This is a genomic window from Candidatus Melainabacteria bacterium, assembly GCA_003963305.1.
Lineage (GTDB): Bacteria > Cyanobacteriota > Vampirovibrionia > Obscuribacterales > Obscuribacteraceae > PALSA-1081.
This window is the reverse complement of record RXJR01000020.1, coordinates 68,396-84,361: the sequence shown is the minus strand read 5'-3', so window position 1 is coordinate 84,361 and position 15,966 is coordinate 68,396. Positions and strand designations below refer to the sequence as shown.

11 protein-coding genes are annotated in these 15,966 nt (G+C 49.3%); 9 read left to right on the top strand and 2 right to left on the bottom strand.

The genetic code is table 11. The annotated features are described in order from the left end of the window. The first annotated feature begins 4 nt into the window (after positions 1–4). The 3 genes from EKK48_19350 to EKK48_19340 all read left to right on the top strand — a co-directional run bounded on the left by EKK48_19350 (position 5) and on the right by EKK48_19340 (position 2,648). Positions 5–745, top strand: a complete 741-nt coding sequence (locus EKK48_19350) for a response regulator transcription factor (protein RTL39206.1) — start codon at positions 5–7, stop codon at positions 743–745. Between the two features lie 247 nt (positions 746–992). After that, complete coding sequence (locus EKK48_19345; protein ID RTL39205.1) at positions 993–1,457, top strand: sel1 repeat family protein; 465 nt, start codon at positions 993–995, stop codon at positions 1,455–1,457. An 84-nt stretch (positions 1,458–1,541) separates the two neighbouring features. Continuing rightward, entirely contained in the window at positions 1,542–2,648 is a 1,107-nt protein-coding gene (locus EKK48_19340; GenBank protein RTL39204.1) for a hypothetical protein, read from the top strand. Positions 2,649–2,819: 171 nt separating this feature from the next. On the opposite strand, the gene EKK48_19335 is transcribed toward EKK48_19340, so the two are convergent. Further along, on the bottom strand, positions 2,820–3,392 hold the full coding sequence (locus EKK48_19335) for a hypothetical protein (protein RTL39203.1): 573 nt from the start codon (positions 3,390–3,392) through the stop codon (positions 2,820–2,822). A 248-nt stretch (positions 3,393–3,640) separates the two neighbouring features. Here EKK48_19335 and EKK48_19330 point away from each other — a divergent pair, with 248 nt between their 5' ends. The 6 genes from EKK48_19330 (at position 3,641) to EKK48_19305 (ending at position 15,506) form a co-directional block, all read left to right on the top strand. Then, on the top strand, positions 3,641–5,782 hold the full coding sequence (locus EKK48_19330) for a hypothetical protein (protein RTL39202.1): 2,142 nt from the start codon (positions 3,641–3,643) through the stop codon (positions 5,780–5,782). A gap of 15 nt (positions 5,783–5,797) precedes the next feature. Further along, positions 5,798–7,171 (top strand): LysM peptidoglycan-binding domain-containing protein, encoded by a 1,374-nt coding sequence (locus EKK48_19325; GenBank protein RTL39201.1) that lies wholly within the window; start codon positions 5,798–5,800, stop codon positions 7,169–7,171. Positions 7,172–7,317: 146 nt separating this feature from the next. After that, entirely contained in the window at positions 7,318–8,178 is an 861-nt protein-coding gene (locus EKK48_19320) for a hypothetical protein (GenBank protein ID RTL39200.1), read from the top strand. 96 nt (positions 8,179–8,274) lie between these two features. Then, the gene (locus tag EKK48_19315; protein ID RTL39199.1) at positions 8,275–8,730 is read left to right on the top strand and encodes a response regulator transcription factor; all 456 of its coding nucleotides are present in this window, start codon (positions 8,275–8,277) and stop codon (positions 8,728–8,730) included. A 164-nt stretch (positions 8,731–8,894) separates the two neighbouring features. Next, on the top strand, positions 8,895–14,195 hold the full coding sequence (locus EKK48_19310; GenBank protein RTL39198.1) for a hypothetical protein: 5,301 nt from the start codon (positions 8,895–8,897) through the stop codon (positions 14,193–14,195). 117 nt (positions 14,196–14,312) lie between these two features. Next, a complete protein-coding gene (locus EKK48_19305; GenBank protein RTL39197.1) occupies positions 14,313–15,506 on the top strand; it encodes a PAS domain-containing protein in 1,194 nt (397 codons plus the stop codon). A gap of 45 nt (positions 15,507–15,551) precedes the next feature. Here EKK48_19305 and EKK48_19300 read toward each other — a convergent pair whose 3' ends face one another. Further along, entirely contained in the window at positions 15,552–15,935 is a 384-nt protein-coding gene (locus EKK48_19300) for a hypothetical protein (GenBank protein RTL39196.1), read from the bottom strand. Positions 15,936–15,966 lie beyond the last annotated feature (31 nt).

The window sequence follows — 15,966 nt, the reverse complement described above, 5'->3', positions numbered from 1 at the left end:
TCGAATGTGCCCAAAGTCAGGTATAAATGTGCGGTTACGGGGGAAGCCGCGTCGAAAGGCATATATGTCGAAGATTCTTACTGTTGATGACGACAAGGAACTGACAAACGCCCTTAAGCTGTATCTCACTTCTCTCGGGCAATTAGTTGAAGTCTGTGACAACGGTGAAGATGCCCTTCAATTACTGTCGTCATTTGACTATGACGTCATTATTTTGGATTGGTCATTACCTGGAATCAGTGGGCACGATGTCTGCAAGACCTTCAGAGAAAGGGGCGGTCAGACTCCAATCATATTTTTGACCGGTAAAGAGCATGTTTCGTTCCTGGAGACTGCTTTAGACTCGGGTGCTGACGACTATATGGTCAAACCCTTCGAAGTGAGAGAACTGTTCGCTCGCATCAAAACATTGTTGCGCCGACGATCTGGAACATATGTTCCGGAATTGAAGATTGGCAATTTGACGCTCAAGCCTGAATCAAATCTGCTTATAACCACTTCGTCTGAAATTCGCTTACGCGTAAAAGAAACTGCGCTTCTCGAATATTTGATGCGCCATCCGAATCGCACTTTCAACGCACAACAGTTGCTTAACGCCGTCTGGCCCTCTGATAGCGAAGGCACGACGAACTCAGTGCGCACCTGGATGAATTTGTTGCGCAGAAAGCTGGAGAGCATCGGGCAGACTGACCTGATCAAGACCATTTCCGGGTCGGGCTACATGATTGAAGACAAAGAAGCTTAGTCAGTTTCTCTTCGGCTGATAATCAATTTGATTTGCGTCTCAGCAAATTAAGCATTCGTCAATTCAGTCAAATGACCTATAAGTCCCCGCCGTCTCGGCAATTTGGGGATGGGCAAGTTACGCAATCGCGAGCTCAGCATTTGACACTCATTTTATGGGCGGGCTGGCATATTAGCGATGTGAAAACGCTCTAAGCCAAACATGAGCGTCAGGGCTAATACGTCAGCTTTTTGATGAGGAGTTTCAGATGGGACAAGTTTATGAAATGGGAAAACAAAGTCCTCAAACGGAACAAAAGATCAGATTCGACGTTCCCACTGGCATTCTATGGTTGAGAGCGATGGAACAAGATCCTGAAGCGCAGAACTGTTTGGGTACAGCGTTTCTCGAGGGTGTCGATGTCGATCAGAACCTGGCGGCGGCTTACTTCTGGTTTAAATCAGCTTGTAATCTCGGTTGCTTAAACGCCATGTCGAACCTGGCATATATGTACATTGAAGGTCTTTATGTCGAGCGCAACTACAGCATCGCTAGATTTCTAGTTGAGGAAGCTGCTGCGAGAGGTTGTCCTCACGCCGAAAACAATTTAGGTGTAATCATCGGCTTTGGTCTCACGGAAGAAGCAGATGAGACTCTTGCAAAAGTAAGTTTCGCCATTGCTGCTAAGCGAGGCGTGGTTGCTGCACGCAAGAATCTGGAATTGATTGCTTGATCGACGCCTACAGGGCGTGCCATTTGTCCGCATAAGGAATCCGAAAAATGTTGTGGTGTCTTTGGATCTTTTGAGGATGTTCTTGTGAAATATCATGTACGCAGAGCACTGTCATTGTTTCTAGTGAGTCAAGTTCCAGCTTGCGCCTCAAATTTGCATGATGTGCTTTCAGGTTATGCGCAAATTCCTGCCTCCTTCGTCGAGCAACTGACCGAGAATTCTTTTTTCATTACTGTGTTGCTTCTACAAATCTGTTTGCTGGAACTTTCGTGGCAGCTGGTTTTTAAATTCATTCGTCGGGGCGCGCGGATGGACTGCCTGGCTAGACCGATGCGAGCGAAACGAGACTCTACGCCAAGAGACGGCACGACGCTTTACGATCACCTGATTTCAAAATCATCCAGACGAAATTTTTCAAACTCCGATTTTTACTATCATCAGCCCGAACAGATATTAAGTTGCCCGACAGAACATGAGCCCGTTGTTTCTGAGTCAGGTCCAATAGTAAGCTTTTCCCAAGCAGAGAACGCTTCTGAAAACGCTTTGAGCTTCACGTGCACTGAAGATGCTTCCGATACCGTATTCAACTCGGAACCCGCTCTTGTTTATCAAACGATGGCAGAGTCACGCGTTCTCTACGAGTCCGAAAGTATTGTCGATTCCGGCATTTTGTATCAATCCGATAATTTCGCCGATTACAGCAGTTTGGATGATTCCGAAACTTTCGCCGACTCAGATAGTGCCCTCGAATTCCATGTTGATGCGTGGATTGATGACTCTGATCATGATAGATTGAGTTTCAACTCTGCTTATTTCGCCTGTGATCAGATTTGCGATGCATTGTTCTCGAAAGATATTAAGAGCACTGTTCAATTACTCCAATCGTACGGTCAAAATCCAGCTGTAATGAGCCTTGTTGAAAGAAAGCTTATTAGAAATTGCATCGACTGCAAATGGCGTCTTGATCCGTTCACAGGTGAAGGCGAGTTGCTTTTACAGAACAGGCATGTTGTTCTTGCCTTTCGCTCCAATCAGGACCGCTATGTTGAAGCTGTCGTCAATAAGATTGAGAGCGGAAAGATCACCCAGACCAGGCTTGCTTTCGAATCTTCAAATGTCGAAACACCAGAATCAACTGTTTCTCACTCTGTGATACCAAATACGGCGACAGTAAACTATCAGCCCGTATAGATGGAGCGCATGCGTCCCGCATGCGCGCACGCGCCCGCATGAAACGCACGCGCTCGCATGGAACGCACGCGCTCGCATGGAACGCACGCGCTCGCATGGAACGCACGCGCCCGCATGGAACGCACGCGTCCCGCGTGCAAGTCTCTACTCAATCGCTGAAAGCAGATGCTCTTATATCGACATAAGAGCATCTGCCAGATTGTGCATTTGGTGAACGTTGTCATTGCTGCTACAAACAACCGGACCAAAACAATATTGTTCATGACAGTCAGAGGTCTGGTTCAGATTCGTTCTTTGAAGCGAGATGAATCCTTTAGCTATGAGAAGGTTGACTTTCCGCCTCACCTGGCGGACTACTTCTTGTTGTTCTTCAGTCAGCGCTGATCCCTGGTTGAGTTCTGAATCTATCCAGTGAACCAATGCGAATACGGCTTTGTCGATCGTGCCAGGGTCACGAGAAAAGAGCTTCGCATCCTTCAATATGGATTCGGTTAGATTCATTATCGAAGCTTTCTGGTTGAAGGTGGAAGCGTCTCTGTCGATTGCGGATTCAACCATCGATGGTCGTCCGGTATCAAATGATGTTTGTGCGTAGATATTGTTGTTATTGCTATTACTGCTGTTGCTATTACTGCTGTTGCTGTTGCTTCTTGGAACAAGCGCTGGTCGTTCTGGCGTCACCGTCGACGAAAACATTCCTGCACCTGCACCTGCAACATTCAAGTAATTGATTGCGACGGTCATCTTCTGAATCCTCGTTTATACGTTCTACGCACAATTTCCGGCGAGACGCATAAAACTGATGTAAAACTTGATGCGTAGAACACGATAAACAGAGCTATTAAGCCCTGTTCGTTCCCTTTGGTGACAGCTTTTCCACCGTTGCGTATATCACGCGCACCGTTTTATGCGGATTTTATGGCGAAAGTTGCACATTGTTGACACAAATTCGTTTTCCAGATTTTAAAAGATGCCCCCGAGGTTCTTAAGTAATGAACGAGCTAGACAGAATTACCTTTAGCAATAAGCCTGAACAACCTCACGATATGTCGGCAGCTCTCAGTCAGTACCTCGCTGAGGATATGGCAAGAAATGCAAAGTCAGTTGCTGTCACCAATGGTGAATCGACGACCAATTATCTTGGTGCTGCAAAAGATGTAGGTAAGGGTGTAGTCAACGAGTTCATTGAGCACCCTTTGAATTTGCTTGCCACCGCTGGCGAAGGCGCTTTAGCCGGTGTGGCTCTTCGCTATGCGCCCGTGCCTATTCGTGCTGGAATGGTTCTTGGCAGTCTAGCAGTGGGTGCATACGATGTCAGTCAAAACGCTCCTAAATGGATTTCAGATGCGTCAACTGTGGTAAACGGTTCGGCCAAAACGGCCGCGGAATTGGCTCAGGCTCATGCTGGGCTCGAACGTTTTGGTGGTGGATTGGCTGAATTTGGCGTAGGACTCGGAGGTGTCGGTCTCGGAATGCGTCTTCCGGAAATTGGCCCCGCAGTTGTGAATCCAGTAAATGCATACAGAACCGGACTCATTCCGAAGGAACAGATTCTCCCGGATATTCGCGCTGGTTTGAAGGCTGGAAGCAAGTTGAATGTTGATTGGAGTAAAGACCCGGAGTGGGTCAAACCTGCGACGGAGCAATTCAAGGCGAAGGTTGGACCGGCAGTTGAGCAATTGAAAGCGAAGGTCGGCGATTTGCCCTCGATGGAGCAGCTGAAGGCGAAGGTCGGTGATTTGCCGTCGATGGAGCAATTGAAGGCGAAAGTTAGCGAAATTCCAGCAGCGGGAGAAAGAGCGCTTAATTCTCCAGTTGTTCAAAGGGCCTCTGATGCAGCTAAAGCAGGTTACGAAAAGGCTTCTGATGTCGTGAAGACCGGCGTTGAACAAGCTTCCGTTGTAATCAAATCTGGTGCTGAGCAGGCTTCGGATGCAATTCAATCCGGTGTTGAACAAGTCCGATCTTTCTTAAAGGGGCGAAGTGCTGCAAGTGCTGAACCTGCAGAAGCTGAGACCGTTTCACCGCCTGCGGAATCAACCCCTGCACCCGGAGCTCCTGTAGTCGAAACGGAAGCGCCGGTGGTCGAAGCTGATGCGTCGCCGAAAGTGTATCATGGAGAAAAGGCTGACGGCAGTAAGTTCACCGTAGAAGAAGGACCCGATCCGTTCGCACCATCAGCCGAAGCAGAAGTCGATGCTCCAACGGTGGCAGCAGAAGCTCCTGTAGTCGAAACGGAAGCGCCGGTGGTCGAAGCTGATGCATCGCCGAAAGTGCATTATGGAGAAAAGGCTGACGGCAGTAAGTTCACCGTAGAAGAAGAACCAGATCATTTCGCATCACCAGTTGAAGCTGAAGTCGATGCTTCAACGGTAGCAGCAGAAGCGCCTGTAGTCGAAACGGAAGCGCCGGTGGTCGAGGCTGATGCCTCACCGAAAGTGCATCATGGAGAAAAGGCTGACGGCAGTAAGTTCACCGTAGAAGAAGAACCAGATCATTTCGCATCACCAGCCGAAGCAGAAGTCGATGCTCCAACGGTAGAAGCACAAGCGCCTGTAGTCGAAACGGAAGCGCCTGTGGTGGAAGCTGATGCGTCACCGAAAGTGCATCATGGAGAAAAGGCTGACGGCAGTACGTTCACCGTAGAAGAAGAACCAGATCATTTCGCACAATCAGCCGAAGCAGAAGTCGATGCTCCAACGGTGGCAGCAGAAGCTCCTGTGGTTGAAGCAGAAGTGCCTGTGGCTGAAGCAGCAACTCCCGAAGAAATAGAGCGCGGCGCTGTTCATCATGCTGGTCCTGAGAGCGACGGACGTCCCTACGACTTTCGAAATGACCTGGACCATTTTAAAGACAATGGAGAGATGAAAGTTGTCGAAGAGGCTGAACCTACTCTCGATCCATCCGAGGTTCTGGACACACGAACTCCGGAAATTGAGCGCTTGTATACGCAAATTAAGAAGTTGCCATACGACAGACTTGCGAGGCAGCTAGAAAAAGTTTTGAAGGAGGATCCTGCTGGCACTTCGACTGAAAGTCAGCTTCTTTGGAACGAAGTTCTTGGGCGCCTTGACCGTTCTGGTCAAACAGACTATACCCCTTCGGCACAGTTATTTGTGTCGCAGCACAGCTAAAACAGGAGTGATTTTGTGAATCGTCAATTCGATAGCTATCAAAACGAAGACAGCAAGCCAGATGGCGCCGGTAATGGTCGACATTGTCGGAAGGATTCGGGCGGACATTCATCCGACAATACCGATCACTGCAAAGATTCACATGTCAAAAACTGGCATCCCGACTACAGTTTGAGTTCGCCTCATGCGCGTGAATGGCATAAGCAGAACGAAAAGAGTAAGCATCAGTCGATTGAGACAAAGGACGGTGTCTATACCGTTAAGCACGGAGATGCGCTGAGCACGATTGCGGCAAGAGAGCTAAAAGCAGAGGGCAAAAGCGCAAATAAATCTTCAATTGCTCATGAAGTAAAGGAGATTGTTGCTCTCAACCACGAGAAGTACAAAGATCTTGACTGCAACAAAGAATATCTTGCTGCTGGTTGGAAGTTGAAGATGCCTCATCATAAGTCCGGTGGAGGTCACACTGGTGAGCACCCGGACCCAGACAAAAAACGAGATTCTCAACCTGGTCCGCCGCGCGAGTTGCCTCCGCCGCAGAGCCAGCAACCTCCTCCGCTTCCACCAGAGCGAGCGGGATTACAGCCGCCACCTCAAGTTCCGCCTCAAGGCTATGAGCGCCAGGGAGCACCGCAATTTGACCAGTCGCAAATTCCGATGCAGATTTTGGGCCAGGCTTTGCGGGGACTGACCGGCGGCATGGGTGGCGGCATGGGTGGATTTGGTTCGCCTGATTACGGACAGCAATATCCTGGTGATCGCATGACTTTCAGGTTGGCTCAGGATCTTTTGCAAGGCAACGTACAAGATTGCGTTCAGGTTCTGCGTGCGGAGATTGCTAGAGGCAATGGCATCGGCGCTATCCAACAGGCAAATCAGATTGCGGAACAGTCCGCTGCGCAGCAGGGAATGAGAAGTCCTTTGCGTATTGCTATTGAGCGCGACGGAGATGTAGACATTGTCGATCAATACGGAAGACGAATTGCACAAGCCGGCAATGTTTACGGTCGTCAAAATTACGATGGTTGGCAACAGTCGCCTTACTTGCAACAGCAACAATATTTCCAACAGCAACAATATTTGCAACAGCAACAGCAGCAATATCTGCAACAACAGCAGCTGTTACGACAGCAGCAATATATGCAACAGCAACACCCATATTCGAATTGGCGTTCCGGCTATGGGGTTTCGGGCGGAGCGGTGGCGATGATTCCCGATAGAAGTGTACAAATTCAGCAGGACATGTTTAACGTTAATCCTGAACACCGATGGCATCCCAATATGAACAATGCCCGCGGTTGGGGCGATAGATTTGATGACCCGGGTATGACGCAGGCGTTGAATAATCTTCAACGGCACGGTTTGGCCGGAATCTTCGGGAAAAGATAAAGCAGCAAGGGGATCTCAAATAGTATTGTGACCGCATCAAGCAAAGCATTTACAGAGTAAGCGCTAATGGCAGTTGATCATTCAAAAAATTCAAGAGAGAACACTGTAAACAGAGCAAAGTCTTCTCCGAGCATTGAGTTGATTGTATGGGGTTTTTAGACAAAGCTGCAATTTCGGCAGCCGAACTCGGAGCAGAAACGGCAGCAGGCAAAGCTGCTATCGCGGCCTGCCGAAGTTTTGTTGAAGAATTCATAGCTTCGTCCAAGAATGTCGAATTTTTAGAAACTTACCGAAAATCCTTTCGCCCAATTGGGGAAGTTCGAAGTCTAGGGTCTGCGACAGAATATGGATTAGCGGATGGCAGTTACACGAACAAGGAGCTCGCAAAGCTTATTGCTTCGAAGCGTTTGAGTTCGCCTTTCAAGCAATTTGAAAATCTCAATGCGTTTACCGCCGCTCCTGAAATCATTCCACAAGGAAGAATAGCCAGCGGCTATTTCAAGAGAAATGAGGATTACTGGCTCGAATCGATGAACTCGCGTTTCAGAAGGGGGGATATTGATTCAAGCACTTTGCTCGTAGCAGATACAGGACACGGAGCGACAATTGGTTACGCCATGGCCAACCGCTTTCGCTCTGATATCTTCATGCATTTGCCTCGAGCCAAAGATGCGATATCTATGATGCGCATTCAAGACCAAGGTCAGACCTTCTTCAAAGGTATTCACGATGCACTTCAAGCCGGACGGGTTGGTAGTTCAACACTCTTAGTCCTAGACTCTCACTTACCCGCACTTTCAGTGGAGACGGTAGCTTCTCTACCCACAGCCAGCCAGCTCAGTTCATTGGGCGTTAGCAAGGTATTCTTTGGCTTCGAGGGAAGACCCTTTGCAGCTGGACCAAAACCGTGGTCAACAAGTGAGAGAGTGCCCCTGGATAACTGGCTTACAAGATTGCACAGCGACGGAATTCCGGTTGTATCGGACGGTTTAGACATCCGCCCTTAGCGCGCAAACTCGAAATCGTTTTGCTCATTTCCTTTTGTAATTGTTGGAAAACTAAGAAACTTTCCGCCTGCAGCAGCTCTGCGGTGCTAAGATCCCATGTATGGGGACTTTGCCGGTTTGGAGCGCTCGGTAAATCAGTGCGTTCTGATGACCAGGGAGCTTGCGAGGAGTGAGACATTGGCTTCTATTCTTCTAGTTGAAGATGATACTGATCTGGCTTTTGCAATCAAATTGTGGTTCGAACGTAAAGGCTATGTGATTCAAAATGTCACGACAGGAGCCGAGGCATTGGAGTGCATCCGGTTCGAAAAGTTCGATTTGATTATTCTTGACGGGCATTTGCCGGATATGACAGGAGTCGAGATCTGCGGTCATTACCGGTCAGGTGGTGGCACAAGTCCGGTGCTTATGTTGAGCGGACTATCAGCAGAAGCTGAAATTGCGGCGGGTTTGGCTGCCGGTGCAAATGAATATTTAGCTAAGCCCTTTGTTATGACTGAGTTGGCAAAACGAATGGACTCTTTGTTGTTGTCTGTTGGCGGCTCAAAATAATCGGTTTTTGACTGAGTCTGAATGCGGTTCTGATAGTCACGATTTTCGTGACTAAAGTCTCGAATCGCGCATGACAACTTGGTAACAAGTAATCTCTATAACCATGGTAAGCAAGCCCAGCGGCCGCACGATTTGCGGATTCCTTACCAGACGGTTAGTGTTACATGAGTATCGAGTCGTCAGTTAACGATGGAAGAGCAATCAAGTCGCATGCTGACGCAGGTGATCGCGGCGCACATCCGAAGAATGCACCCAGCGAATTGAATTTGACCAGTTTGGCGAGAGAAGGTGCAGGCACCAGCAACGAGGGTCCTGCGACAGTTGGTCAGCAGGTTCAAAAGACGCTGACTAATTTACGCGGTGTTCTGGCTGATATGCATGGTCCATCAGCAATCTCGGACGACTTTTCTATCACCGGTACTGGTGCAAAAGGTCCTAAGGAGCTTGCTGCTCCCGTGGCAGAAGTTAAGGCGCCGGGAGTCGCTCCTGCTGCAGACAAGTTGCATGTTGCTGCTGCCGCTGCCGAAGGTAAACCTTCAGTCGAAGTTCCTGCAGTAGATAAATTACATGGCGCGGGTCCTGCTGCAGATGTGAAAACGCCGGTCGGTAGTCCGTCCGTGAACAAGGAGCATGTTGCCGTTCCTGTTGCGGATGGTAAAGCTTCTGTCGCTCTTCCGGCTGCGGATAAGGCTCCTGTTTCTTCTGCAGTTGACGGAAAAATTGCCACTACAAATGGTGCCGATAAATCAGCACCGGCATCACATGGCACAACGAGTCATACACAACTGCCTGGAGAACGGGACGAAAAAGTCATCGACGAAAAGGCAAAGAAGAAGCTTCTAACTGAGCAGAATCCTCATGATGAAGCTGCTGCCGCGGCTGCGGCTGCCGCTGCCGCTGGTGCTGCTGCCGAAGCTGCAATATCAGGCGAAGCGCCTAAAGGTGCCGAGCCTGCACGGAAATCATCAGGTACGACGCTCGCCAGAAGTGAAGTTTCAGCGGAGCCCACTTCAGTAGGGAAAAAGTCTGATACTAAAGATGATCCTGCTACTCCGCAAGCAGTAAAGTTGCCAACTCCTGCTACGCTGCCTTCTAATCTGGGACCAACAGCTAAACCTGGACATTCAGACGCAGTAGTACCGACCGCGGAAGGACAGCCACCGGCAAAAGAGCGTCCAGCTGCTCCCGGCGGACTTCCAGCAGGTGCAGTAGCCGAAGGACAGCCACCGGCAAAAGAGCGTCCAGCTGCTCCTGGCGGACTTCCAGCAGGTGCAGTAGCAGAAGGACCGTCACCGGCAAAAGAGCGTCCAGCTGCTCCCGGCGGACTTCCAGCTGGTGCAGTAGCAGAAGGACCGTCACCGGCAAAAGAGCGTCCGTCTACTCCTAGTGCTCAAGCCAGTGTGGTGGCACCGCCTGCAGAGCCACAATTGACGTCGCGCGGTGGAAATCCGGCCATTCATGGAGCGCCGACAGAACCTGGGTCCGTAAGAGATGCAGATCCCAGTGCAACGCTGCGACATGCTCAAGATGTCACCAAAGGAGAACTTCGTCCTACAACCAACGCACATGGCGCTGGGGAAGTGATAGCTTCAGCCAGGGGTGACGCGGATCTGGGGGCTGCTGCGCGACCTGGTCAGGATGTGCCTAAAGGTGAACTTCGTCCAACAGCCACCGTACATGGCGGTGGTGATACATTGGCGAAGAGCGATGTGAAAGAAGCTGCCATTGTACGCGGTGGCGCAGAGCCCGGAGTCAAGATCGAAAATGCAAAGAACGAAACCGTAGTTGCTCCATTGCGATCGCCTGGGGAAGCGCCTGCAAAAAACGAATTACATTCACCAGTTCTGCACGGCAGTGTCGAAATGACGACTCGTGGTGAAGGGCAACAGTCAACGGCGCGTCCTACTGGCGAAGTTCCAGTTAAGGGTGAAGTCGTGTCTGGCAGTCGCGGTACGGTAGATGCGCCAGCAAGAAGTGAATCAGGTGCTCGCGGTACTGAGGTTTTAGCAAAGAACGATATTCATCCTGGAAACGTTCATGGTGCTGTCGATATGACAACAAAGGGTGAAGTTGCAGGTGGAAGTCGTGGTGCTGGTGCTGGGGAAGCGCTGGCAAGGAACGAGGCTCCGAAGGGCGAAGTAATCACTGGAAGTCGTGGTGCCGGTCTCGGGGAAGCGCTGGCAAAGAACGAAGCTCCAAAAGGCGAAGTATTCACTGGAAGTCGTGGTGCTGGTCTCGGAGAAGTAGCAAAGAACGAAGCTCCAAAAGGCGAAGTATTCACTGGAAATCGCGGTGCTGGTCTTGGGGAAGCGCTGGCAAAGAACGAAGCTCCGAAGGGCGAAGTGTTCACTGGAAGTCGTGGTGCTGGTCTCGGAGAAGTAGCAAAGAACGAAGCTCCAAAAGGCGAAGTGTTCACTGGAAATCGTGGTTCAGTTGCCGGAGAGGTACTGGCGAAGAATGAAATTCATCCTGGAAGCATTCATGGATTGGGCGAAGGTTCGATTAAGAATGAAGTGAATCAAGGTGCTATTTCGCGTGGAGATTCGCTCGGAAAGACAGAAGTGAATCCTGCCACAGCTGCACGTGGCACCGGTGAGGTCTTAGCAAAGAATGATTTGAGTTCTGGTTCAAGTGTGCGTGGCAACACTGAAGTGTTCGCGAAGAATGATTTGAATTCCGGCTCTAGTGTGCGTGGCAATGCCGAAGGCTTTGCGAAAAACGAACTTAATTCTGCGCAATTCTCTGCCAAACCTGATTCTCGTCTGCAGAACTCCGAAGCAAGCAACTCAGTTGCATCGCGCATGGACGCTATTCGCAATGATTCCGCTCGTTTGACTCAAAATCAGTCTGAACGAGATTTTGGTGGTAAGACCGATAAAGTTGCGCAAAATACACAATCTACCAATGATAGAGTGGTTCAGAATGCACGCATGGAAGCCGCTCAGGCTCAAGTTTCCGACAGAATGCTGAATTCCGGAAAGAGCGACACCGTGCAGCCAGGCATTGCTCAGAAAGACCAGACAGCTACCGTACGCGACAATTCTGTTGCTGCGCCGCAAGTTAAAGACACTCCTTCTGCAACCAGAAACGATGCTGTTTTCGTTTACACACCGCCGAAGAGAGAGACTTCTGATTCTTCGAAATTAGATGCAGTCGAGAATAAAACTAGCGGTTCCATCTCTAGTACCGGCTCTTCGGGCGGTAGCGGAACTCAAAATTCAAATCAGTCGACCCAATCATCGCAGTATGGTCAGTCAATTCAGAACAACTCTAATAACGCATCGCAAGGCTCGAATGCGCAAGGAAACAATAGCAGCTATAACGATCCTACCGCACGTGGCACAGGAGCAATTCCTGCACAAGATCCTGCTCACGGAAATAGCAAATTGCCTACCACTCAGCAGGATCCTGGCAACAATACTCGTGCCTCACAGCAGGATCCTGTCAACAATACTCGTGCCTCACAGCAGGATCCTGGCAACAATACTCGTGGATCGCAGCAGGATCCGGCCAACAATACTCGTGGATCGCAGCATGATCCGACCAACAATACTCGTGCCTCGCAGCAAGATCCAGCTAACAATAGCAATGCTTCCCAGCAAGATCCCAATAACAAGAGCAGTGTTTCGCAACAAGATCCTTCCACTAACAGCACTGCTGCGCAGCAAACCGCAATTCCTGTTGTTATTCCTGCGCAAGATCCGAATCAACAACAACAACAAGCAGTTTCTGCCTCTGCAACTGGAAATGGTGCATCTGCCACTGTGAGCACCGCTCCTACTTACGTTGGAAATGGCACTAATTCAATGGGCGCTTCTGCCGAAACATCTACTATCACTCAGGCTCCGCTTCTACCCTGGAACGTTGGCTATGATCCAACGCAGAGCAATACAATTGATTTTTCAGTGCGTCCTGCTATTGACCTGATCGAATATGTAAGTCCGCGTCAGACGCAAGAGCCAAGTCGGACTGATGAGTACACTCCGCAAAGCCGGACTGAGTACGGTCACACGCAGAGTCAAAATGAGCATGTTGCCCACCACAATCATTCAATTCATCATTCCGGCAAGCATTCTAGTTCTGATTACGACGCCAAGCAGATGCAGATAGCGGATCGTAAAGAAACTGTGGAACAGGTTGACGATGCTTATGGATCTGCGACTGATGCAACTTTTGGCGCTGGTGCACAGAGTGAGCAGATCGTAGCAATGATTGAACAGTCTGTGTCGAATCTTCTTGATCAGGAAGCCGTTAGACAGGTGGATGAAACAGCAGCTCGCACACGCCGCGAAACTGCAGAAATGCTGGATACGCAGTATCAATCGGATCGTTTGAGAAATGAAGAAAAGCAAAGAGAACAGAAACGTGAAGAGGATGCTCGTCGGTTATCCGATACTTTGCTGACAGCAATGGCGACGAAACGGCAGCAGGAATTAGATGCAAGGCTGCAAGCAGAACGTTTAGCACAGCTTCAACAGCGCGAGCAAAAGCTCGCCGAAGAAACGAAGCAGGAGAAATATATCGTAAGAGGTAACGACACTGTTGAGAGTATCGCTAAGAAGAAACTGGGTTCGGTTGCTCTGGCTCCTCTGCTCTATGAGCTAAACAAACGCTCGATACAGGCGGTAACTGATGAACAAGGCAAGACTGTTTACACAGTGAAGGTCGGGACTCTACTTACTTTAGCGAGTCGCCGTCAGGTGCGGGAGTTTAGTCGCCGTCAACTTTTCCATCCCAGCAGCGCTTCTGTTATGAATGGTCCGAGCCAACTGCGAACCGAAGCGGATGCAATTCGCCGCGCAAACATTGAAAAGTTGCTTGGACCTATTGGTCCAAAATCACAGGGTGAAAATCTGACATACATCGTTAGACTGGGCGATTCGCTTCGCTCCGTGGCACTCAAGCATCCAGCTTTGAAAGACGTCAATCTGTGGAAGTTGGTAGCGGAAATTAACAACATGCCCACTACCACTGATTCTAAAGGTATGCCCACAGCTGCTTTGATTCGCGGTACTTCTATTATTTTGCCTACTCAGGCTCAGATTGAGAAATTCAATGCGCCATCCATCGTTCCTTGCGACAGCACGGTAAATGTGTCAGCTACAGCCAGCAAATCAGCGAAGGAAGTCAGCTCAGTCGAAACCACCCCCGAAGTGCAGCTTACGACACGCATTGTAGAAACTTTCAGTGATACGTGTCGAATTATTCGCTCAAACATCTTGCGTGGTGGCACCGAAGTAATCCAGACCCAGTTGGAAGTGCTCGACGACGCTTCTTCCTGGTCGGTTGCACTCAGATATGAGATTTCAGAATCAAGTTCAGTTCGCCATGAATATCTCTCGAATGGCGCGAAGCGCTCGATCTTGATTGACTTGCCATCTTTTGCTGCTCAAGAAATGATCCAAAATGACCTTACAGCGAACTGGCAGGGCTATAGTAAGAACTTCTTCGAGTGCAGTCGTTGAATTATCTGCGTGCACGCGGGTGTGCCGAGTGAATATAACAGAATTCTTCGCTGCAAAGTTTTCTATGGTCTTGCACATGGCATAACTAGCTAGAATGATCCTTTCAGGGGATAAAAAGTGAGTGATTCTGTTTCACCATCCGACGCACCGGACGTACCAGAGCATCTCTTTGCGGTGCGTCGCAAACTTGAGGACTTGACAAGGCTCTATGTCGATAAATTGATTGAGTCGAGTGCATCTGCCTCCAATCATGCTCTGATGATGAATGCAATTCTTGATTCAATCGGTCATGGATTAGTTGTTGTCGACAAAGACGAGAATATTATTCTGGCAAATCGAGAAGCGGCTCGGATGGTCGGCGCTGAGATAAACGAACAGCCCAGGCGACAGTTTCTCGATAATTACAAATTCTTCGAAGCCGATGGAATAACGCCAATTTCTGAGAGCGCTGAGCCCTATGCGGTCGCGCTTCGCGAGAAAAAGACTGTACAAAAAGAAGGCTTTGTTAGAGGTCCTAATATCGGACCAGAAGGTATGTGGCTTCGTGTTAACGCCTCGCCTGTTCTAGATAAAGATGGTGAAGTCCTTGGAGTAGTAACCATCTTCCAGGACATCACTGAGACAAAAATACTCCAGAGACAACGCGACTCTCTTGCGACTCTTTTTACTCATGATCTGAAAAACCATCTCGTCAGCATCGACATGTTTCTGGACGTCTTAGGCGAAAGTTTTGCTAACACTCTAGATGACCAGGATTGTCCAATCCTTCTCGATGTGCGCGAAAGTAATAGAGAATTTCTGCAAATCTCTAACTCATTGATCGAACTTTATAGAACAGACCTGTACGCAGTTGAGTCATGCCGCGGTGAGATCGAGCTTAATAGACTGCTGACATCAGCGCTCGAGTTGAACCGACCACTGGCCGCCGCTCGCAATATTCAAATTTCGGTCAGCGAGAGTCAACCCCCGATTTTGCATGGAATATTCTCTGGATTGAGGCAGGTCTTTCACAATCTTGTGCAGAATGCTATCAAGGCGAGCCCAACCGGAGGAGTCGTTAAGATTGTGATTGACACAACAGATGATCACGTCCAAGTCAGCATTACCGATCATGGACGGGGGATAGAAGCAGATCAAATTCGGACACTGTTTGAATCATCACGTGTAGCTACTCGTTCTTACCTCGGTTCGACTTCGACCGGATTCGGACTCTACTTGTGCAGGATGATAGTTGAAGCGCATGGCGGAGAACTCTTATGCCAGAGTCAACCTGGCACAGTTACAACATTCACCGTTAAGCTGCCGGTTTGAGCAAGCTATCTTTCCACTAATGTTCTAAAAAGATTGCAGAAAATTTCAGTCGAACGAAAGCGTTGCTTCAGACTTCATGTCTTTGAATAACTTGGACATTTTGGGGTCATGTCTGTACTTCTGCTCCAGCGCCTTCGCCTGCTTGTCTGCTTCTTGACCGTCTCCGCCGCAGTTTTTGGGAACTAGGGCGTCAATATACTTTTGGGCATCTGTCTTTTGGTTCTGGGACAAACCCGCACTATCAGCCAGTGTTTGGAGGTCTTTTCGAACGCCGTTTATGAATTTTTGTTCGCCCGCTAAACATGCAGCTTGGTTGCTGTCACTGGCGGCAAGTTGCAATTTTTCATTCAAGCCGGGGTGCGCTTCTGCCGCTCTGTCGGGCTGGTGGTCTCCCTGAGCAGGCAATTCTTTCGGTGCTGTAAAAGCCATTGATTTAGTCTCCGTTTTGTGACTTGTGGTA